17 protein-coding genes and 1 pseudogene are annotated in these 20,941 nt (G+C 58.5%); 8 read left to right on the plus strand and 10 right to left on the minus strand.

Annotated elements, in window-relative coordinates:
- Positions 1 to 175: 175 nt before the first annotated feature.
- Complete coding sequence (locus tag SBP01_RS15295) at positions 176 to 553, plus strand: Lrp/AsnC family transcriptional regulator (protein WP_414004307.1); 378 nt, start codon at positions 176 to 178, stop codon at positions 551 to 553.
- Here the strand turns inward: SBP01_RS15295 and SBP01_RS15300 are convergent.
- The 3 genes from SBP01_RS15300 to SBP01_RS15310 form a co-directional block, all read right to left on the minus strand.
- Complete coding sequence (locus tag SBP01_RS15300; RefSeq protein ID WP_320536342.1) at positions 550 to 1,215, minus strand: hypothetical protein; 666 nt, start codon at positions 1,213 to 1,215, stop codon at positions 550 to 552. The two genes, SBP01_RS15295 and SBP01_RS15300, sit on opposite strands and share 4 nt — an antisense overlap.
- Before the next feature lie 107 nt (positions 1,216 to 1,322).
- Positions 1,323 to 2,528 (minus strand): acyltransferase, encoded by a 1,206-nt coding sequence (locus SBP01_RS15305; RefSeq protein WP_320536343.1) that lies wholly within the window; start codon positions 2,526 to 2,528, stop codon positions 1,323 to 1,325.
- Between the two features lie 56 nt (positions 2,529 to 2,584).
- Positions 2,585 to 2,824 carry a hypothetical protein gene (locus tag SBP01_RS15310; RefSeq protein ID WP_320536344.1) on the minus strand — a complete coding sequence of 80 codons (240 nt, stop codon included), beginning with the start codon at positions 2,822 to 2,824 and terminating at the stop codon, positions 2,585 to 2,587.
- A 361-nt stretch (positions 2,825 to 3,185) separates the two neighbouring features.
- On the opposite strand from SBP01_RS15310, the gene SBP01_RS15315 reads away from it, so the two are divergent.
- On the plus strand, positions 3,186 to 4,067 hold the full coding sequence (locus tag SBP01_RS15315) for a hypothetical protein (protein WP_320536345.1): 882 nt from the start codon (positions 3,186 to 3,188) through the stop codon (positions 4,065 to 4,067).
- Between the two features lie 55 nt (positions 4,068 to 4,122).
- Here SBP01_RS15315 and SBP01_RS15320 read toward each other — a convergent pair whose 3' ends face one another.
- The 7 genes from SBP01_RS15320 to SBP01_RS15350 all read right to left on the minus strand — a co-directional run bounded on the left by SBP01_RS15320 (position 4,123) and on the right by SBP01_RS15350 (position 15,248).
- Positions 4,123 to 6,300 (minus strand): acyltransferase family protein, encoded by a 2,178-nt coding sequence (locus tag SBP01_RS15320; protein ID WP_320536346.1) that lies wholly within the window; start codon positions 6,298 to 6,300, stop codon positions 4,123 to 4,125.
- Between the two features lie 179 nt (positions 6,301 to 6,479).
- The gene (locus SBP01_RS15325) at positions 6,480 to 8,087 is read right to left on the minus strand and encodes an MDR family MFS transporter (protein ID WP_320536347.1); all 1,608 of its coding nucleotides are present in this window, start codon (positions 8,085 to 8,087) and stop codon (positions 6,480 to 6,482) included.
- On the minus strand, positions 8,084 to 8,710 hold the full coding sequence (locus SBP01_RS15330; RefSeq protein WP_320536348.1) for a TetR/AcrR family transcriptional regulator: 627 nt from the start codon (positions 8,708 to 8,710) through the stop codon (positions 8,084 to 8,086). The genes SBP01_RS15325 and SBP01_RS15330 overlap by 4 nt, the downstream gene beginning before the upstream one ends.
- Positions 8,711 to 9,088: 378 nt before the next feature.
- Positions 9,089 to 9,971 (minus strand): IS5 family transposase gene (locus tag SBP01_RS15335; protein ID WP_275216659.1). Its coding sequence is split into 2 segments (ribosomal slippage): positions 9,089 to 9,607 and positions 9,609 to 9,971, totalling 882 coding nucleotides; the frame shifts between segments, so codons are not numbered across the junction.
- A 24-nt stretch (positions 9,972 to 9,995) separates the two neighbouring features.
- Positions 9,996 to 11,267, minus strand: a complete 1,272-nt coding sequence (locus SBP01_RS15340) for a hypothetical protein (protein WP_320536349.1) — start codon at positions 11,265 to 11,267, stop codon at positions 9,996 to 9,998.
- Positions 11,268 to 11,535: 268 nt separating this feature from the next.
- The gene (locus SBP01_RS15345) at positions 11,536 to 12,192 is read right to left on the minus strand and encodes a hypothetical protein (protein ID WP_320536350.1); all 657 of its coding nucleotides are present in this window, start codon (positions 12,190 to 12,192) and stop codon (positions 11,536 to 11,538) included.
- Between the two features lie 1,511 nt (positions 12,193 to 13,703).
- A complete protein-coding gene (locus tag SBP01_RS15350) occupies positions 13,704 to 15,248 on the minus strand; it encodes a polysaccharide biosynthesis tyrosine autokinase (protein WP_320536351.1) in 1,545 nt (514 codons plus the stop codon).
- Between the two features lie 425 nt (positions 15,249 to 15,673).
- Here SBP01_RS15350 and SBP01_RS15355 point away from each other — a divergent pair, with 425 nt between their 5' ends.
- From SBP01_RS15355 to SBP01_RS15380, 6 genes and pseudogenes are all read left to right on the plus strand, one after another.
- Positions 15,674 to 16,477 carry a glycosyltransferase family 2 protein gene (locus tag SBP01_RS15355; protein ID WP_320536352.1) on the plus strand — a complete coding sequence of 268 codons (804 nt, stop codon included), beginning with the start codon at positions 15,674 to 15,676 and terminating at the stop codon, positions 16,475 to 16,477.
- Entirely contained in the window at positions 16,474 to 17,604 is a 1,131-nt protein-coding gene (locus SBP01_RS15360; RefSeq protein ID WP_320536353.1) for a glycosyltransferase, read from the plus strand. Before SBP01_RS15355 ends, SBP01_RS15360 begins: the two co-directional genes overlap by 4 nt.
- An 81-nt stretch (positions 17,605 to 17,685) precedes the next feature.
- Positions 17,686 to 18,198 (plus strand): annotated as a pseudogene (locus SBP01_RS15365) (glycosyltransferase); the annotation flags it as partial.
- Positions 18,199 to 18,204: 6 nt separating this feature from the next.
- Complete coding sequence (locus tag SBP01_RS15370) at positions 18,205 to 18,891, plus strand: glycosyltransferase family 4 protein (protein WP_320538367.1); 687 nt, start codon at positions 18,205 to 18,207, stop codon at positions 18,889 to 18,891.
- 40 nt (positions 18,892 to 18,931) lie between these two features.
- The gene (gmd, locus tag SBP01_RS15375) at positions 18,932 to 19,960 is read left to right on the plus strand and encodes a GDP-mannose 4,6-dehydratase (RefSeq protein WP_320536354.1); all 1,029 of its coding nucleotides are present in this window, start codon (positions 18,932 to 18,934) and stop codon (positions 19,958 to 19,960) included.
- Positions 19,960 to 20,934 carry a GDP-L-fucose synthase gene (locus SBP01_RS15380; RefSeq protein WP_320538368.1) on the plus strand — a complete coding sequence of 325 codons (975 nt, stop codon included), beginning with the start codon at positions 19,960 to 19,962 and terminating at the stop codon, positions 20,932 to 20,934. The genes gmd and SBP01_RS15380 overlap by 1 nt, the downstream gene beginning before the upstream one ends.
- The last annotated feature ends 7 nt before the right edge of the window (positions 20,935 to 20,941 follow it).

The following is a 20,941-nucleotide window of genomic DNA, read 5'->3' on the forward strand; positions in this document are numbered from 1 at the left end:
TGAATCGTGGAGAAGCCAGTCGAAGATGGCTATTCTGGGAGACGAAACGTACTCAAGGGCAGGACTACGGCAGGGAGCTGTGGACAGATTGGCAGACACACCAGACCGGGCGGAACCGGCGCCGCTGGACGACGTGGACCGCGACATTATCCGTGAGCTGACCCGGGACGGCAGGATGTCCGTCACGCAGGTGGCGCAGAATGTCCACATCTCCCGGGCCCACGCCTATACCCGGATCGCGCGGCTCACCAGTGAAGGGGTGCTGACCAAGTTCACCGCCCTGGTGGACCCCATCAAGGCCGGTCTCAAGTCCTCCGCCTACGTCACCCTCAAGGTCAGCCAGCACTCCTGGCGGGAACTGCGCGAGGAGCTCAGGGCCATCCCGGAGGTCCACCACATCGCGCTGGTCGGCGGCGACTTCGACGTCATCCTGCTGGTGCGCGCCATCGACAACACGGACCTGCGCCGGGTGATCTTCGACCAGCTGCAGTCCATGCCGGGCGTCCTGGACACGCAGACGTTCCTGGTGTTCGAGGACGTGGATACGCGTTAGTGCGTCCGCGGTCCGCGTCCACGGATCCGGTAGTCGTAGACCAGCAGGCCGATCCCGGCCAGGATCATGACGGCGGGAACGGCGAACTCCAAGGGAACGAGCAAGGCGGTGGCCTGGAGCGCGAAGAGCACTCCCAGCACGCCGAGGACTGCCGCCGGAATGAGGGGCCACTTCATGGTGGCGGTGTGACCGGAGGTCCGGACCGGTACAGCGGAGAGCGCACCGAAGGTGCCCGCCAGGCCCAGGAACAGGACTCCCGCCACGGCCATGCCCTGCAGGGCCGGGAGGGCCACGATGACGGCCAGCGTGAACATCACCCCGGCCGGGATGATGGCCCACCAGTTGGCCGGGACCCGCGCGTACACGGCGGCGAACCCGGCGGCCATAAACAGGAACAGGTAAGCCCCGCCAGCACTGCCGGGCGCCACCTGTGAAGCGGTGATGACCGCGGCCAGGCCCAGGAACACGGAGCCGGGGATCGCAGCCCACCATTGATCACGGCGGCGGAAGAAGACGCCCAGGAACACTGCTCCCACCGCGGCAAACATCAGGGCCGGCACGTAGACGCCGCTGTCCACCACGCCCAGCCGGTCCAGCAGGAAAAGCAGGCCCACCGCCATCAGGACGATGCCCGCAATGATGCTTGTCTTTGCCGATTCCACCGATTGCCTCCTGACATACCGCAGGCGGCAGCGCCGCGCTGCTCCCTTCAGGCTAGGCCCGGCCCGGAACCGGATGTAGGGCACAAAGCCCCGGCGTCACGTTGTCCCTAACGTGTGCCGGCGGGCTCCAGCTCCCGGGTGCGCTCCGGAGCGGAACGAACGACGGCGGGCTCCAACCTTTTGGAGGCCCAGCGGCGGATGGGGCGCTCCACAAAGCGGAACGACAAGTACGCCATCAGCACGGTCAGTGCCGCGGCGAGTGGAACCCGCAGACAGAGTGACGGGACCAGCGGTATCAGCAGGAGGTAGATGGGCAGGTGCCAGAGGTAGGCCGCGTAGGAGAGGTCGCGACCCGGGTTGGCGAGCCAGGGGTGGCTCAGGATCCGCGAACCGGGGCCGGCCGGGCGGAGGACCAGCGATCCGATGACCACTGCGGACAGCAGTGCCAGGGCGGTGGGGCCGGCGGTCCAGAAGATGTTGAACCAGGTGCCGGTCTCGTTCGGTTCGTTGAGCAGGAATACGGCGGCCAGCAGGGCGAGCCCGGCGAGCGGACCGGCCCAGCGTGCACCGGCCTGCAGGGAGGCGTGGGCCCGGGAACCGGGCTTGACCGCGGTGAACAGCAAAGCGAGGGTGCACCCCAGCAGCAGCTGGTCGGCCCGCGTGTCCGGCCCGTTGTAGAGCCGGGCCAAAGGCGCACCACCGGACACCAGGAAGAACCGTGACACCAGGAACCCGGCAGCCAGGGTGGCGGTCAGCCAGGTGACGGTGCGGACTTTGCAGAACCGCAGCATCACCAGAAGGAGCAGCGGCCAGACCAGGTAGAACTGCTCTTCGACCGCCAGGGTCCAAGTGGGGCTCAGCGCGTTGCCGCCGGTGGAGGAGCCGAAGACGCCGTAGTTGGCCAGGTTCATCACGTAGCCGGCCGCCGGGATGGCGTTGGCTTCCTGGCCGCCCCACCCGGACAGCGGAAAGATGAGCCCGACAAGGACCACAACGCCGCACACGGCCAGCAGCGCGGGCCAGAGCCGGGCGAGCCGCTTGGCGTAGAAGACGCCCAGACGCAGCCGGCCCGTGTCCCGGTACTCCTTCATGATCAGAAGGGTGATCACAAACCCGCTGAGCGTGAAGAACACGTCCACGCCAATCGACCCGCCGGGCACGAGCTCCGTCACGGTATGGAAGAGGAAGACGCCAATCACGGCAATGGTCCGCAGCCCGTCGAGCGCGTGTTTCCGTCCCGAAATGAGCCCGTTTCCGGGCGCGAACGGACGTTCCTCCAAGGTGCGGGTTGCCCCGTTTTTGTTAGAAATCACTAAGCAAGCATATATAACGTTTCTATAACCCCGCTAAGTGAAGGCTGGGAAAAGCCTTAGCGCGAGGCTGCAGCGGGCTCCTCGTCGTCCGCCGTAATGAGGATATTGCCTTCGGAAATCGACTCAGAGAGGACGTCGTGTTCGATGGCCGTGGCCAGCGGCTTTTCCTTGATGAACACGAGGACGACGGCGGCCATCACCGCAAGCGGGACCATCCAGATGAAGATCGGGGTCAGGGCGTCGTTGTAGGAGACTCTCTGTCCATGCCCCCAGCTTGCGGCGCCAGCCCTGACCATCCGCTCGCGGACAGCACACTAATCCACTGCCCAGAGTCGTACCTCGCAGGCCTGGGCGCGGAACTAACTGCCACTTATGGCCCTACCGCCGTGGCAGCATCCAATCCCCTGAGAACGGCCATCGTGGAGCAGATTGGCGAAAAGCTGGTCTATTGGGATGACTTTGAACGGGCCAACGGAGCACTGGGGATGCCCCTTCAGGTCAGGTGTACGACGTCACGGGCGCCGGACTTCCGCAGATTGTTGGCGGAGCGCTGGTCTGCACCACAGTCGGTTGCGGCTACGGGGGCTTCCCGATACCCTCAGGCCGCCGCTTCGCCGTCAAGTTCAAGGTGCTGACACCGGAGGGGCAACCACACCCGTGGCCATCGTGGTTGGTACCGGGTCCAGAAGCACAGCACTCATTGCCGACTCCGGGCACTTTATCGTCCAGCGCGAAAAATGGAGCTTCCAGTACCGGGCGGCCAACATCACCACGACAGTGCGGGATGGGTTCTTCGCCACGCCCCTGGTCAACGGAGAGGAGTACCTGTGCGAGGTCGTCCTGGAGGACGACGGTACTGTCACCTACCTGTTTGACGGTAGGTTCCTGGATTCCTGCAACGACCCGGCCATCACCTCGCGGCTCGGAAACTACGCCTTCATCGAACCGACCAGGCAAGCAGCCGGAGGTGACGAAACCCAGATCCTCGAAGCTTGGGCTTTCGGCGCGGCTTCAGCGGCACTCCCTGCCGGAGCCAAGAACAAGGCGGGCAGGTCTGGATGGGCACGCGCCCTGGCCAAGCTGACCGGAGACACTCCGGCAATTGCTGGTATCGACCTCGTTGCTCGCAAGGGCCTGGCACAGCAGATGCGTGTCGGGCGGTCGCTGAGTGGCAACCTTCCGGCGGTCATCTGGAACGAGCTGGTCGACCTGTATCTTTCGGGAACGTCCACGCTCCGGACAAAGGCCACTGGCTTCTACGTCAACGATGGGCACGCAACCAACCAGGTCATCGTCGGAGCGTTGTCCGGCGGCCCAGGCGTTTCCTTCCGTGACACGAACACCCGGTTCAATAGCCCCGTGACCAAAGTCCTCGCGACAGCGGCTGACAACGGACTCCGGTCCGGCGTTATCGCCACCGCCTCGCGTCCAACAGCGGCATCCATGGGTGCCGGCACGATGATCTACGACTCCACCCTGAGCAAGCCAATTTGGAGCGACGGCACCGTGTGGCGTGACGCAGCAGGCACTGCGGTCTAGCAGGAAGTTAAAGAAAAGACTCCCGGCCAAATAGCCGGGAGTCTTTTCTGCAATCTCAGGACCCAAGGCCACCGGCCTTTACCAAGGCAGACTCAATCGCGGGCGTGATCTTCTGGACGTATGCCTGGGTCAGGTGCACATGGTCAACCTTGACGGGGGTAGTACCGACGAATGCGGGGCACGAGTTCGACACGCAGTACAGCGGGCGAGTATCGATGACCGCTGCATTGATCGAGCGGGCGACTGATTGCTCGGAGGCCAGGAACTGGCTCCATCCTCCGTCCACTGTCGTCAGACAGTCACTGGGCTTGCTGAACCGGTCGTAGCATTCTTCTATGCTCGGACCCGATGGGGGCGGGACTAGGAAAACTATTTTGCGTGCAGCGGCGGAAAACTTGGCGGTCAGTCGGGAAAGGCCACCGCCCCACTCAGCGCTCGTGACAGGCTTCCCCGTATCTTTCACCGTTCCCTTATAGCCATTTGTGATCACGACAAGCTCGGGCTTTACCCTGTTGATCGTCTCAACCGCTGATGCAATCCTGGCAGGGCACGCCTCGGAGATCGCTGCCACATCGTTTGCAAACGTGAGGTCTACAAATCGGCATCCGCCCATAGATTTCTGTATGACCTTCCAGTCGGGCCTGGAAGAAATGATGTCTTGGAAAGCTTTTGTGTAGGCCGCAGACGTTGAGTCTCCAACGAGGACAATGGTCTTGGACGCTGTGGGGCTTCCGTAGGTGCACTCGGATTCGCTTGGGGGCGTGGACCCCTGGCATAGCCCGACCTGCGCAGGTGTCTGCGACTTGCCAATGACGTCATCAAGGGCAGGGCTAAGTTCCGGCCACGACTGCGCGCCGAGCGCGGTCTGGATTTCGGTAGTGAGCTGTTTGCCTGTCGGACCGAAGACCGTTTCGGCCTCAGAGGCCGCGGCCTTCTGTTCGGCTGGCGCCACTGAGGGAACTGCCACCGGTGTTGTTGCTGGTGCGTTTCGGCCAAGCGCGAGCCCGGTGACTGCCATTGTGACAACGACGAGCATTGCCAACGCGCCGTACTTGTATCTTTCGCCGTACTGGTGCATCCAGGAGCCAAAGGCCCGCTGACGTTCGGATTGATGCTTGAACCGACGGAATAGCGGGGCCTGTTGGAGCGGCTGCTCTACCAAGTGGTAGGACCCCACGCTGAAGACCGCCGTGATAGCGAGGACGGCAAGGAAGAATGCGGCGCTGTCCTCGCGAAGGAATACGCCAGCCAAAACGATGACCGGGAAATGCCAGAGGTAAAGAGAGTAGGAGATGTCACCGAGGTAGCGGCTTACAGGGTTGGCGAGCAGCACGTTACGAGGGGCGTGCCTTCCGGTGCCGGCCGCAATGACCATAGCCGTGGAAAGCACCGGCAACGCCGCCCATGGCCCCGGGAACGCCATGCCGCTGGTGATGAAGAAGAGGGAAAACGCAAGGCCGACCAAGCCGACCCAGGCGAGGACTGAGCGGAGAGCAAAAGGCATGCGCACGAGGAGAGCCGCAAAAACAGCCAGCAACGCTCCGACGCCGAGCTCCCACGCCCTCGAGAACGTTGAGAAGTAGGCGACGCTAGGGTTACTCGCGCTTTCTGCAAGGGACCATGCGAATGACGCCCCGACAATCGCTGCCATGGCTATGCCGACGGCCAGCCTATTTGATTGCTTCATCCCCGCTTTCGCCAGAACGGCGAAGATCAGCACCATGAGCCACGGCCACACAAAATAGAACTGCTCTTCAACGGCCAGGGACCAGAAGTGCTGCAGGGGGGACACTGCAGAGGCTGCTTGAAAGTAGTCGGTCCCGGCGATAGCGAACCGCCAGTTTGCAGAAAACAAGAGAGCCCAAATCGAATCCTGCAGGACAGTCGAGGCCCGGGCGGCGTTGAAAGCAATAAAGCTGACCGCGGCAGTGAAAATCAATACAACAACGGCCGCCGGAACGATGCGTAGGGTACGGCGGCGATAGAAGCTTAGGAACGAAATCTTGCCGGTCTTGTCATGTTCTCTCAGCAGGTGCCCCGTGATTAGGAAACCACTGATGACAAAGAAGATGTCCACGCCCACAAAGCCGCCGGACGGCCAGTGGAAAAGGTGGTCGAAGATAACGGCAAGAACGGCAAGGGCTCGGAGGCCTTGGATATCTGCTCGGAAGTTCGACTTCGAAGGTGCCAGAGACGGCCGTTGACTATTTCTTGCGAGCAGCGATGTAGGCAAGGTTTTCCCCCAGTTGAGACCCGTTGATTCGGGCTAATTCTACCCGGCGCTTTAGGGCAACTTTCGACCGGTTAAGTTCACAGACTCACTATCGGAGCAGTGGCCGCGAGTGCCACATCTCCGGCTTGAGACCTGGCATCCAGTTGAGAAGTACTGTGAGTCGCGGACCATGATTTCCCTTATCGCGAAGCGGTGGCGGGTTCCTCGTCGTCTGCTGTGATGAGGATGTTGCCTTCGGAAATCGACTCGGAGAGGACATCGTGTTCGATCGCGGTGGCCAGCGGCTTTTCCTTGATGAAAACGAGGACGACGGCGGCGATCACCGCAAGCGGGACCATCCAGATGAAGATCGGGGTCAGGGCGTCGTTGTAGGAGGAGACGATCAGGTCCTTGATCTCCGCGGGCAGGTGGTCGACAACTGCCGGGGTGAGGGAGTTCGACCCGCCGGGTGTACCGCCGCCGGTGGCCGCTGCGGGCATCCGCTCGGTAAGGAGAGTTGCCAGCCGGCTGGCGAACAGGCTGCCCACGACGGCCGAACCGAGGGTGGCGCCGATCTGGCGGAAGAAGTTGTTGGACGCCGTGGCGGTGCCCACTTCACGCAGCGGGAAGGAGTTCTGGACGATCAGGACCAGGATCTGCATGCTCAGGCCCAGCCCGACACCCATCACGGCAAGGTAGGCGCAGATTTCCCAGAGCGGCTGCCCGGGCTTGAGCGTGGAGAGCAGCACGAGGGCCACGGCCACCAGCACCGAACCGGCGATCGGCATCCACTTGTACCGTCCGGTCCGGCTGACCAGCTGGCCGGAGCCCACGGAGGCCACCAGCAGGGCGCCCATCATGGGGATCATCAGCAGCCCGGACTCGGTGGCGTTGACGCTGAAGGCCATCTGCAGGTAGGTGGGGAGGTAGCCGATGGCGCCGAACATGGCCACGCCGATCAGCAGGCCCGCGAAGGTGGAAAGGTTGAAGTTCAGGTCTTTGAACAGGTGCAGCGGGATGATGGGCTCGGCGGTGCGGCGTTCCACGAGGACGAACGCGACGGCGGCGACGATGGTGACGGCGATCAGGGACAGGATGATGGGGTCAGTCCAGTCGTACTTGCTGCCGCCCCAGGTGGCGAAGAGCACCAGGGCCGTGGTGGCGATGGCAAGCAGGAACATGCCGCCGAGGTCCAGCTTGGGTTTTCCGGAGTGCTTGGGGAGCTTCAGGAAGAAGAACGCACCGGCGAGGGCCAGCAGGCCCAGGGGGATGTTGATCCAGAAGACCCAGCGCCAGCCTGGGCCTTCGGTGAACCAGCCGCCAAGAAGCGGTCCGGCCACGGATGAGATGGCGAAGACGCCGCCCATGAGGCCCATGTATTTGCCGCGTTCGCGGGCCGGGACCACGTCGGCGATGACCGCCTGCGAGAGGATCATGAGCCCGCCGCCGCCCAGGCCTTGGATGACGCGGGCGGTGATGAGCATGCCCATGTCGTTGGCCAGGGCGCCGATAACGGATCCGATCATGAAGAGGGTGATCGCTGCGATGAGCAGGGCCTTGCGGCCCATCAGGTCCCCGAGTTTGCCGTAAACGGGCATGGTGATGGTGGAGGCGAGGATGAAGGCGGTGATGACCCACAGCATGTCGCTGACGCCGTGCAGTTCACCCACGATGGTGGGCAGAGCCGTGCTCAGCACGGTCTGGTTGAGCGATGCGAGAAGCATGGAGAGCATCAGCCCGACGAACAGCAGCACGATGTGCTGTTTCTCCGGGGCCTTGGCCGCCTCCGGGACAGTGGGGGTGGTCATGAGAGTTTCCTTTGCAAGTGATGAAAAAGTTCCAGAGCGGGGGCGAGTTCCCGGGGGGTGAGTCCTGCGGCGGGATCGAAACCGGGCGAGGTTGCCGTGAACTTGGCAGGCACAGCGGCGAGCATGACCAGCATCCGGGCAGTCTCCCCCGGACTGAAGCCTGCGGCGCCGCCGGACCAGGCAGGATCGTTTGCCAGCCCGGCGATCACTGCCTCGCAAACTAGGGCTTCGCCTTTGGCCATGTATTCCATCTGGCGGCGGTGCAAATTCGGGTAGCGCTGCAGCAGATCCCGGCGCCGGCCAATATCCGTGCTCCCGAACGCTGACCGTGCCACAGCGACGAGCAACAGGGAGATCTGGCCGAGAAGATCGGCTGCACCTTCCAGCTTCGCGGCCTCTGCCGGGTCCAGGACGGGCTCACGGAGACCCAGTACCGCGTCCTCTTTCGCGGGGAAGTAGTTGAAGAACGTCCGGGGCGAAACCCCGGCGGCCTCCGCAACAACTTCCACGGTGGCCTGCTCCAGCCCGCGCTCCTGGGCAAGTGACGAAGCCGCCTCGTGGATCGCCGTCCACGTTTCCACCTTTTTGCGCTCACGCAGGGTTGGAAAGGTTGCTTCAGGCATTTAAATATATTTACACAGCTGCACTTATTGCACAACTGCACATTCTTCTAGCGCCCCAAGTCCGACTAGCTTCGTCATGAGCCTGTTGGCTGCTACAACATGAAACGACGGGCTGGACATCAAGCCTTGGGCGGGGGCCACTCGGAGAAAGGTCGCTCCAAAATCACCAGCAAGGCTATGCCGACTTATCGCAGAGGCGCCCTCCAAGCCTTCCGGTTCAAGGCGGACGGCGCCGATCTCTCTTTACGCGTTAGCGGACTGCCAAGTGAGACTGCGTGACAGGCACCTCATCGAAGACGTGGCCATCCCCGGACCTTGGCTTAACTGGCGTAAGGTGATCGCTCATAATTGCCAACGCCAACGCTAGGGCGTGTCTCCTTATTGGCGTAGCCAGATGAGGACGGAGTAGAGGGCGACCCCGGAGCGGTAGGTGATGGCGAGCTTGTCGTATCGGGTGGCGATGCTGCGCCATTGCTTGAAAATGTTGAAGGACTGCTCGACGACGGACCTGCCTTTGTAGGCCTCGCTGTCGAAGTCCACGGGTCGGCCACCGCGTGCGCCTTTGCGTTTGCGGTTGGCGATCTGGTCTCTGGGTTCGGGAATGACTGCCTTGATCTTCCGGGCCCGCAGGAGTGAGCGGTTGGCCCTGGAAGAGTAGGCTTTGTCGCCCATCACCGCGTCGGGGCGGGTCCGGGCCCGTCCCGTCCCGGCGCGCGGGACGTTGATGGCGTCGATGACGTGCGGGAACAAGCGTGAGTCCGAACCTTGGCCTGGTCCAATGATGAACGCCAGAGGCCTGCCTTTCCCGTCGCAGGCGTGGTGGATCTTCGTGCTCAAGCCGCCCCGGGAACGCCCAACTGCGTGATCCTCAGGCTCGGCCCAGAGTTTCTTGTAATTCGGCGGATCCCCCTGTGTTGCGGGGAAGGTTGGTTCCGTGCTGATGGGCGCGGTTGATCGTTGAGTCCACCGATACAGTCCAGTCGATCTCCCCATCGGCGTCGGCTTCGGTCAGCAGCACGGAGTGGATCCGGTCCCACGTCCCGTCAGACGCGTATCGGCGGTGCCGCTTCCACACCGTCTGCCACGGACCGAACTCTGCGGGAAGGTCCCGCCAGGCAATCCCGCACCGGTACCGGTAAGCGATGCCCTCCACGACTTGGCGGTGGTTCCGGAACGGGCGACCGCGCTGGCCGTCGGAACTGGGCAGCAACGGCTCAACGCGGGCCCACTGATCATCGGTAAAGACTTGGAAACGAGACACGCACCCAAGTTTTCCAGCCGGCGGTCAGCCTATTTGGGAGACACGCCCTAGCCAAAGATAGCGGTCCCACATCTGGTTCGATAGGATGGCCGCGGCCAGGTATCCGAGGTAGCCAGACCAGAGAACCAAGGAAACACGATTATTTCGCCTCCGCGCAGCCAGATATCCGAAGAGCGCGGTCATTATTAGCACAGCGGCCGCCAATATCCCCATCACGCCCGCCGAATCCCACATCTGAAGATAGAGAGAGTGCCCGTCGCGGGCGTCCGCGAACCCCGTCCCCAGGAAAGGACTGAGGTTGATACGGTCCCAAACGCCTTCATACTTGACAGAGCGACCCATATCCGCTTGTTCCGCACTACCCCCACCTAAGAGTCGACCAATAGCGTTGTTCTGGCCAGAAATATCAATAAATCCTGCTTGGATCGCGTATCCAACTCCCCCGCAAGCGAGAGCCAGGAACGCCGTTAGTTTGCTGGCACCGATGCCGAGAATCGTCAGCATAAAGACGGTTACGAGGGCAACCACTCCAGCGCGTGAGCCTCCGATAACGGTGCCCCACACACAGACTACGATTCCGACCAGCGCGAGAAGACTGAGCAGCTTGCTTTTGGTGGCCAGCATGATCGCCAGCCAGATTCCCACGGCCAAGGCAGCTGAGATCGCGAGGTGGTTTGAGTGCAGCGCAAGACCGGCGGGCCGAGGGTTGACCTTGTCCATGAGTGCCACAACACACGAAACGGTGGCGCCCAGCCCGAAGGCTATTCCGAGACCAACGACTGTTCCCTTGGACGGTTTGAGTAGCCGGACCAGGCCCAGAGAGAGGACGATAGCAATCGCGTACTGACCCATCTGAGCGACTGAGGTTGTTGCGTCCTGGGAGATAGTTAACGTCGCCACCGTTCCGCCAGCAACCATGAAACCACCGACGAGCGCGACATTCTTTCCAGTGCGAGGTAAGGGTTTCGACTCACGCGCAGACAACAAGGCGACAGCGACGGCCGCGACTAGGAAAGCATCCCCAACAGTGACTGCCTCCGCTACCCTGACGCCTATCATCGGTGCGAAGAAAAACGCACCAAAAGCCAAGACGAAGGAAACCTTCCTAAGGCCCAGTACAATAGCCAACAGCACGCCAACGAAGGTAGCCATCACGACGCCCTTGGCCAGAATGTTGTCGAAGGACACTACGAGGCCTATCACAAAAATCGCGAAGATAGCGAAGAACAGGGCTGCGAGGCCGCTCTGGTTAGTTAGAAGGCGACCTCGCCCTCTCGCCAGGCCAGTACCACTCATACTCCAGAACACCCATGTGCGCCCATGGAAGGGCGATATGCGCTGCCAATGAGTTTGTCTTTCGCTAAACAAAGTCCCCAAAGTTTCATGAATACAATTCTATGACCATGTACTGTCCGGCAGGACCATCTCGCATGAGTCGATCCCATCCCTGGACACGGGCATGCGAGCGGATAAGCTCCCCGCCTGCAGGCTGCTTCGCCAACCAAGACACCGAGCATTTCGGTCAATGGGCTGCAGTCTCACGCCCACAGAGAATCCGTCCACTTCAGTTCTGAGGTGGCTTCACTACCCCAACCTCGCGTTCAAAGTACTTTCCGCTGATGTTTTCCTTTACCGTTTCGCCTCTGGCTGACACGATCAGGCCACCATCGGCAGAGAGAGTTTTGTCGACTGTTACCCCCATGCCGACCACCGACCGGTCCGGTACGACCGTGCCGGGCGTTAGGTTTACATTTGACGAGATGATGCAATACGAGCCTATGCGAATGGGAGCGACCGACTGCTCAGATTGCCTCCAATTGATGCCGTGTGTGATAAGCGTCGAACGCACCCCCGCGATCGTTGAATAACTTCCGATCTCGACCCCACCGCTGCAGTCCAAGTAATGACGATTTGTAATCGCGGAATGCTCTCCTAAAATCAAGGTCCCAGATTTGTCCGCCATATTCAGGTCCGGAGCGGCACTTATCCAATTTAGCTGTCCAATTCTGGCGCTATCTCGCAATATTACGCTCTTCATACCACGAAGTACCGTAAATGTCCCAATTCGCGCGCCCGAACCGACACACAAATGTCTCACCCCCAGCAAAAAACACGCGGAGATATCTGCTGTGGAATGGATCTCAAAGTTGAGCTTTCTCAAGAGAAGATTCTTCAGGCGCCCGGACGGCAACAGACCGACCAAGAGTACGGCAAATTTCATAGAACCCCTCCGAAATGCAACTTATTTGTTATGTGCAGATAAATACTCATGGCTCGTCCTGCCTGCCTTACAGTCTGGCAACTCATGCTCATAGATCGCGAGTGCTAAGATCGCTCTTCATTGCCGGTCAGGTGCCCCTTCTAGCGACCATACGGCGCCTCCCTCGACCCCGAACAAGCTTTCGCCATGACAGAATTTCTAGGCCTGTTGTTATCAACAGGCCCACTAAAACACCAATCAATCCACCGGAAGCTCCAAGACGGGACACCAGAACGACGACACTCAAGACACCCACTAGGCTTCCAACGGAAGAAGCAATGACCAGCGCGCCGGAGCCTCCCAGCGGCACCAGGCACGCTCTACCGATCAGTCGCTCCCATAAAATCGCGCCGCACAGGGCGCTCAGGCTAAGTATCAAAGCTGGGTTGACCTCTATCTGGCCGCCTGCAAGCAGAGTCCACAGGGGAGGGCCCACAAGCCCCGTTCCCAGACAAGCCGCAATAGAAAGCAAACCAGCACCAACAAAAGCTTTTTGACTTCGTCGTACAACTTCCGGTTTCCCCACCCCCGTAGGGACCCACCCTTGTGCCACGCTGACGACGGGTGCAACAGCAGACATGAACTGCTTCTGAATTTTGTCTGCCAATGCAAAAGCTGGAAGCGCTGCGGGAGCGAGAAAACCGACAATCATGATGGGAGCAGACATATAAACGACTGACACTAGACTTGAGAGCATTCCATTGGATTGCTCCCTGAGTGATTCACCGATCGCAACCACTCCCAAGGAATCGTTTCCCTCGGGCAACAACCCGTCCGCGGACCGCCGGAGTGCCGCTGTGAAGAGTAAGGCGCACAGGACACTGAAGACCATTCCGCAACACTGTAAGACAAGGGCGGTTAAGACGTCGGATCCCAAGTAAAGGAGGGTACTTGCCGTCACGGTTGCCACTGTCCTTGGCAGAGTTTCGGTGCAAAGTAGCGCGTATGGCCTCGCAAGTGCGACATAGAACCAATTGCTACTAAGGCCCGACAAGGCCGTTGCCAACAGTGACACGGCAGAGACTGACAAGCTGTCAGGAAAGGCCAGCCACAGGAGCAGCAGACCAACCGCGACTGACGGGATCCCGATCAGACACCTCGCAATGATCGACCGCCGGAATTCCGAAACCTGGAGGCGTATGTCCATTCCCGCAATTGTGGCAGGCCCAGTCAGAGCCCACCCATACCCGATAAAGACTGCGGCGATAATACCGAACGACTGCCCGATCGCCACGAACGACCATCCGAGAGGGCCAGAAGCAAAGATCAAAGCAGGTATCAGAACCAAACCGCTCGCACCCAAGAGGAATGTATTTAGAGCGTAACCTGCAAGAAGATTCATTCTTCTGGCGGACGGGGACGACCTTCGCACCAACTTTCCGTTGGTCGTCGCAGACAAATCAGCGTCCGTCACACCCGGCCTCGCAATCTACAGCCTGGGCAAACCGGGCAATCTTCGGGCCAGTCCGCACTTAGTCTCTATTACGTGAGGCGATGGGATAAACAGATGGCGAACGCCGTTGCGATGCCGGCTCGGGATCACCATATTCTCCCTCCACCTCGACGTGGTGGAGGAGATCTGCTGTTGACGTTTGGTGACCGTGACCATCAGTCTTTAGTCCGCGGCGAGTAACAGGACCTTTAGATCTTCCCGCACGCCCCACAACGCTCTCGTAACTATACGCTCCCGCGCCGTAGGCGTCCGGCCCCTTAGTGGGCGTGCGGTTCAACACAATGCCCAGCATCTTCGCGCCAACGAGCTCCAAGGACCCCAGGGACTTTTCCAGTTCCTGCACCTTCGTTTTTTGAGCATCGACCACGAGGATCACGCCGGCAACGCTCTGGGATAGAACGGCGGCGTCCGTCACCGGTAGGAGCGGCGGCGTATCAATAATTACCAAGTCAAAGGTACGCTCGAGTCGATTCAGGAGCGCGACCATCCGTTCGGAACCTAGCAGCTCGCTTGGGTTTGGGGGTATCTGCCCGGACGTGAGGACGAACATGCTGTCTTCACCCCACGATTGCAGAAGATCTTCGACCTGCGCGGCACCAATCAGAGCCGAACTCAACCCGGCGTTTCGATCCAGTCCGAGGTATTCACCGACCATCGGTCTACGTAGATCAGCGTCGATGAGGCAGACTGATTTACCGAATTGTGCGTGTGCAATCGCTAGGTTGATCGCCGTTGTGCTCTTGCCCTCTCCGGGAGTGGAAGAAGTCACAAGAATAGTATTCGACTCCACGGACAGATTCGCGAACTGCAAATTAGTGCGTAGCTGCCGAAATGACTCAGAGCGAGGACTCTGCGCCGGCGACTGCGTCAAGAGCGGGCTCTTGGTTGCTTCACTGTCAAAGGCAATGCCGGCCAGGATCGGGGCGTCAGTAACTCTCCGGAGCTCAGATTCTCCCCGGATTCTGTTGTCAGTGGCCTTACGAATGTAAGCGATGCCAATACCTGAGAAGAGGCCCAAGATTGCACCGAGTAATAGATTCAACTTCGTGTTGGGTGCTGATGGCGTTTGCGGGGCAACGGCAGGGGTTATCACAGAAAGCCGGACCGGGGACGTACCCCCGGCTACCGGGGTTTCTAGCTTGTCCACCGCCTTGATGAGGCTATTCGCGGTCGCTTGGGCCAAAGCGGCGGCCTGAACCGGCGAGGCGTCGGCAGCAGTGATCTTGATCAACACCGTATTCAAGTCCGCACTGGCATTGACCCTGCTTTGCAGTTCCCGCGGGGTTGTAGTCAGTCCGAGGGCATCGATGGCAGGCTGCAGTACAACTGGCTGCGTAGCCGCCTTAACGTACGACTGTACCCGCGCTTGGGTAAACGTGTTCCCTTGCTGCAGTTCCTGGACACTCCCAGAGTTCTGAATTGCAACAAACAGTTGAGTTTCGGAGGTATAAGTCGGCTTGCTGACTAAAGCGGCCGCACCACCGACGATGAGTCCCAACAAGGTTAGGCACAGAATGGTTAGCCAACTTTGCCGGGCGAGCCTAAATAGGTCCCGAATCTCCAAGGCTTCCCCCTACTAATGTTTGGACGAGGCGCGTCAAAGTGGGCACGCCACGGGACCTCGTAAAGTCCCGTTTAGTCTACCTCCCAGTCAGACCTCCTCTATTCACGAGGAGGTCTGACGGAGAAAAATAGCCTAGAAACGAAGACATTGGTCAACGCAACTCAAAGTCCTTGACTTGACTGTAAAGCACATAGCCGATAGAGCGGACTCACCCTCCTCACTCCGGGAGGTTCGGTCCCGCGCCAAGAGTGGGGACAGCGGAGCCTTAGCAAGCCTCAAGACGCCCCCCGCACCGGTTATTGTTGGAAGCGGCGCTTGAACGCGTCCGTCTGCCACGTCCCGTCCCTGCACGCTATAACACGCAGGCCGTCTTCGGCCCAGTCAGAGGTAATATTTTGAATCGCTCCAATGTGAAAATTAGTGCAGTGATCTTGACCCTTAATGAAGAAGAAACAATTAGCTCTGCGATAAAGAGTCTCTCCTGGTGTCAAGAAGTTTTTGTCTTGGACAGTGGTAGCCAAGACTCCACTCGGGAGATCGCATCTCAGTTGGGCGCTAGTGTTGTGGTTCACAAGCAAGAAGGCGAGTTTTTAATCAGCGAGCAGCGAAATTGGGCGGTGCGCAATATTCCCGCAGCTAATGATTGGATGCTTTTCTTGGATGCGGACGAGGAATCAACCAAAGAGTTCGAGTCGTCCGTCAGAGGAGCCATATACGACGGAGAAGCCTTCGAAGCCTTCTATGCAGCTCCCGCCTTTATTTACAACGGAAAATGGCTAAAAAATATCAGCGGCTATCCCAATTGGCACCCGCGATTGGTAAAGCGCAGCGGAAGCGTCCGCTTCACTGGAGGCGTATGGGAAGAATTCAGTGAGCCAGCGCTAGCAGGTAAGATTTCACAACCTTACCTGCACTACACAAATGCGAAAGGTCTCGGCGACTGGATCTCCAAGCATGTTCGTTATGCCAAGTGGGAAAGTGCAAGAATTAGCTCGACAGCCAAACCGGCGGACGCACCCAAAGAGCGACGTCAGCAACTAAGAAATATTCGCTACCGACTAGGTAGTTTCCGAAAGTACTTCGCCATTGCCTATCTATTCCTTATCAGACGGGGCTTCCTGGACGGACCGGAGGGCATTTCTTATCTCCGACGCATGTTCATATACGAACTTTTAATTGATGAATACACGCGGGAAAATGCCCGTATAACATCTAGGGGGGGGCTATGACTGCGCATTACACCGAGGACCAAGAATATATTTTTGTTCTAGGTAATGTTCACGATAAGATTGGGGGACCCACTAGAACGGTCCTAGGATACATTCAGGGATTGACCTCCAATGGCATTAGATGCCGTCTCGCTGGCGTCGGAACAACACAACAGATTGAGCAAGCGTTTCCCAACGATTACGGCATCGAAGTGACCCCAATCAAAGGTTCTCTCCGGTCAAAATTCTTCGTCCTGCGTGACTTGTTCAGCAACAATCAGCCCGCCAAAACTGTCGTCCTAGTTGGTGTTTGGCATTTCCCTTTTATGGTACTCGGCCTAATGCAATATGTGGCAACGTTCCTACGCACCAGCCGCCCCAGAAGGATGCTTCTAGTCCCGACTATGTCGCTGACAACCTACGACTGGGCAAAGCATCGCGCCCTCAAGGCAATACTCCGCCCGTTAGTGGCTGTCATCGTAAAAAGCTTAGATGGTGTGGTTTTTGCATCAAGTGGCGAGCGGAACCTCAGTGGACCCAGTGCATGGCGCAAGGCGACTGTCATCCTCCACCCCTCAATTTCAGTAAATGCAACTGAAGCGCCATGCCAAGGAGACCGCGACATCCAGGTATTGTTCGCCGGCAGGCTAGATCCCCAGAAGGATATCCCCCTGCTGCTCAGAACAATTGCCTGCCTAGATGACAGCGCTACGCTTGATGTGGTTGGTGACGGCTCACCAGAATACGTGCTTACCCTAAAGACACTTGCCGCGGACTTGGGCATTGCTGACCAAGTCACGTGGCATGGCTGGAAGTCACATACTGAAATGTTGGCGTACTTCCACAGGGCGAGAATCGTTGCGGTAACCTCCATCATAGAGAATTTCTGCCATGTGGCCGTCGAAGCGTTGGTAGCGGAGTGCGACTTGATCCTTGTTGACAGAGTCATGTCTGCGGTTGATTTTTCGCAACTCGCAGATATCAGCGTCACAAAACCCTCAGAGGTAGATTTGGCAAAAGAAATTTCTAATAGATTGGCAGCCTGGGATTCGCGAGCCTCATCGAGGACGGCCTCAGCCGCGAGGATAAAAGACCAATGCCGGCCCACCGTGGCCGCATTAGCGATTGAACGTTTCGGCAGTGAATAGGACGACTTGAGTCGTTCGACATTGGCGTGGACAACCCAAAAAATATAGGAGTCGCAAATTTCACGCGTCACAATTATTGGCATGCATTTCAGCCCGGAGCACTCAGGGAACGCTCCCTACACCACCAACCTTGCACGCGGGTTGCACCAAGCAGGGCATAAAGTCACCGTTGTTACGGGTTATCCGCACTACCCGGAGTGGCGTATTCACGATGGATTTCGCGGCTGGGCTATGCGCGAAGACCACGGAGGTCTGCGAATCACTCGACTACGCCACTACATACCGTCTAGGCCCACGGGTATCGGTCGAGTCGTCATGGAAGTTACTTTCGGATTGCGCATAATATTTGCCTCCTGGAACCGACCCGACGTCGTTCTTTTTGTGAGCCCTGCATTGTTGTCCACTGGAATGGCTTGCATGCGCCGACGACTGACCTTTCAGAGAGCGCCATCTATCCTCTGGGTACAAGATCTGTATAGCCGCGGTCTGGCCGAGACTGCCGGTCCTAGTCGTTTGAGTGCTCTGGCGCAGAAATTGGAATCAGCCATCCTGCGTTCGTCCGATCGCGTGGTAGCGATCCACGAGAGGTTCCATCGACATATGACCGAAGCGCTCAAAGTGAGCCCTTCCAATATTCAGGTCATCCGAAATTGGACTCACTTGAAACCCACTCCTCCATTCGACCGAGCAGCCATGCGTCAGCGGCTCGGATGGCATGACTCGGAAATAATCGTCTTACATGCCGGGAATATAGGTAAGAAGCAAGGCCTTGAAAATGTTTTGGAGGCTGCCCGCCTGGCAGATGAGCGCACGAGTCCTGTTCGTTTCGTCTTGATGGGTGACGGAAACCAACGTAAGCGTCTTGAGGCCCTAGCTACGGACCTAGGTAGTATTTCATTCCTCGACCCCGTATCGAGTACAGATTTCCCGTACGCTCTGGGTGCCGCAGATGTACTCCTTGTCAATGAATTACCCTCGGTTCGGGACATGTCCGTCCCCAGCAAACTGACGTCATATTTCAACGCCGGAGTTGCCGTTGTTGCTGCGACGGACGCTGGTAGTGTCACAGCGGATGAGCTCCTGGCCTCCGGAGGTGGCCTCCGGATAGATCCAGCGGATCCTAATGCGCTGCTGAACGCGGTTGAGGGCCTCGCTAACGATCCTGAACTGTCGGCAAGTCTCGGTGCGCGAGGCCTCGAGTTTCGTAACGACACATTGTCTGAGGCCACTGCAATTCGCCACTATGATGAACTCATCACCAGCTTGGCATCGTCGCGCGGCCTCTAGGCCTCGCGATTCCTTATTTTCCATCACTATTGGGGGCATTTTGACTAAGCGCGCATTGATTACCGGCATAACCGGACAGGACGGTTCTTACCTAGCTGAACTCCTTTTGAAAAAGGGCTACGAAGTACATGGCCTCATTCGACGGGCATCGACGTTTAACACCTCCCGGGTAGACCACCTCTACGTAGACCCGCACGATCCCTCCGCAAAGCTATTTCTCCATTATGGAGATCTCAGCGATGGCGCTCGACTCGTCACCCTTCTCGCGCAGATTAAGCCTGATGAGGTCTACAACCTGGCTGCGCAATCTCACGTCAGAGTTTCATTTGACGAACCAGAGCACACCGCTGACACAACTGGTGTAGGAACCATTCGACTTTTGGAAGCGGTACGGATGGCCGGGATCGACACCAAGTTCTATCAGGCTTCATCCTCCGAAATGTTTGGTGCGACACCACCACCTCAAAATGAAGAAACGCCTTTCTACCCTCGGTCCCCATATGGTGCCGCAAAGGTATACAGCTACTGGATAACCAAGAACTACCGTGAGGCGTACGGTATTTTCGCTGTAAATGGAATCTTGTTTAACCATGAGTCGCCTCGTCGTGGGGAGACATTCGTCACGCGTAAGATCACTCGCGCCGTCGCCGCCATTAAAGCCGGCAAACAGGATCTCCTTTATATGGGTAACTTGGATGCCGTACGCGACTGGGGCTATGCTGCGGAATACGTTGAAGGAATGTGGCGCATGCTGCAGGCCGATGAACCCGACGATTTCGTCTTAGCGACGGGCGGGAATTACACCGTTCGCGATTTCCTTCAAATTTCCTTTGACCATGCCGGTCTCAACTGGGAGGACCACGTTCGGTTTGACGAACGGTACCTCCGGCCCACCGAAGTGGATGCCCTCGTTGGTGATGCATCAAAAGCACAAGAAAAACTTGGCTGGAAAGCCTCAGTCCATACGCCTGAGCTGGCCCGAATCATGGTGGATGCTGACATCGCAGCCCTCAAGCACGCCGGAAGTCACTGGATCGACAGCGTTGACCTCGTAAGTTGGCAAAACTGATGGGGCCATCAAAGCATTTTGTACCCAGTAACCTTGACCGTTCGTCGACCTTTTACGTCGCCGGACACCGCGGTCTCGTGGGTTCGGCAATATGGCGGAATTTGCAGTCAGAAGGGTTCACGAACCTCATCGGGCAGAATTCGTCCGCATTGGACCTTAAGGACCGGCAAGCGACTTTCGACTTCTTTGCGCAGAATTCGCCACGATATGTTGTATTAGCAGCCGCTCGGGTAGGTGGGATTCTGGCTAATAGCACTTATCCTGTGGATTTCCTCAGCGATAATCTACGAATACAAGTGAATGTCTTGGACGCTGCTCTTGAACATGGCGTCGAGAGACTGCTGTTCCTTGGTTCGTCCTGTATCTATCCGAAATTTGCAGAGCAGCCAATTCGAGAAGACTCTCTGCTGACGGGACACCTTGAACCCACGAACGACGCTTATGCGATAGCCAAGATCGCAGGCATTATGCAAATTCAGGCTATACGGCGTCAGTACGGATTGCCATGGATATCCGCCATGCCTACGAATCTCTACGGTCCAGGAGACAATTTCTCGCACGATGGATCACACGTGCTTCCGGCCCTCATTCGACGCTATGACGAAGCCGCCCGCACGGGAGCGGCAACCGTCACGAATTGGGGTACGGGCTCACCTCGCCGTGAATTCCTTCATGTTGACGACATGGCCGCTGCTTGCCTGCACCTCTTGGAGAACTACAACGGAGCAGAACAGGTCAATGTGGGCACCGGAACGGACGTCACCATCAAGGAATTGGCGTCAATTGTTGCCAACGCCGTGGGCTACGAGGGTGAAATACGCTGGGACACTTCCAAACCCGACGGGACACCGCAGAAACTGTTGGATGTGTCGAATCTGGCCAAAGCGGGCTGGACTTCAAGCATCGGATTGAAGGACGGCGTGGAGCGTACGGTCGAATGGTATCGCTCCAACGTTGACCGCGTCAGAACATAAGGACTAT

This window comes from Pseudarthrobacter sp. IC2-21 (assembly GCF_034048115.1).
GTDB classification, from domain to species: domain Bacteria; phylum Actinomycetota; class Actinomycetes; order Actinomycetales; family Micrococcaceae; genus Arthrobacter; species Arthrobacter naphthalenicus.

Excerpts from the sequence above, each read along its gene's own strand:
- SBP01_RS15295 (WP_414004307.1), top strand. The coding sequence starts at position 176 with ATGTCCGTCACGCAGGTGGCGCAGAATGTCCACATCTCCCGGGCCCAC.
- SBP01_RS15310 (WP_320536344.1), bottom strand. The coding sequence starts at position 2,824 with ATGGTCAGGGCTGGCGCCGCAAGCTGGGGGCATGGACAGAGAGTCTCC.
- SBP01_RS15325 (WP_320536347.1), bottom strand. The coding sequence starts at position 8,087 with ATGACCACCCCCACTGTCCCGGAGGCGGCCAAGGCCCCGGAGAAACAG.
- SBP01_RS15330 (WP_320536348.1), bottom strand. The coding sequence starts at position 8,710 with ATGCCTGAAGCAACCTTTCCAACCCTGCGTGAGCGCAAAAAGGTGGAA.
- SBP01_RS15340 (WP_320536349.1), bottom strand. The coding sequence starts at position 11,267 with ATGAGTGGTACTGGCCTGGCGAGAGGGCGAGGTCGCCTTCTAACTAAC.
- SBP01_RS15345 (WP_320536350.1), bottom strand. The coding sequence starts at position 12,192 with ATGAAATTTGCCGTACTCTTGGTCGGTCTGTTGCCGTCCGGGCGCCTG.
- SBP01_RS15360 (WP_320536353.1), top strand. The coding sequence starts at position 16,474 with ATGACTGCGCATTACACCGAGGACCAAGAATATATTTTTGTTCTAGGT.
- SBP01_RS15370 (WP_320538367.1), top strand. The coding sequence starts at position 18,205 with ATGACCGAAGCGCTCAAAGTGAGCCCTTCCAATATTCAGGTCATCCGA.
- SBP01_RS15380 (WP_320538368.1), top strand. The coding sequence starts at position 19,960 with ATGGGGCCATCAAAGCATTTTGTACCCAGTAACCTTGACCGTTCGTCG.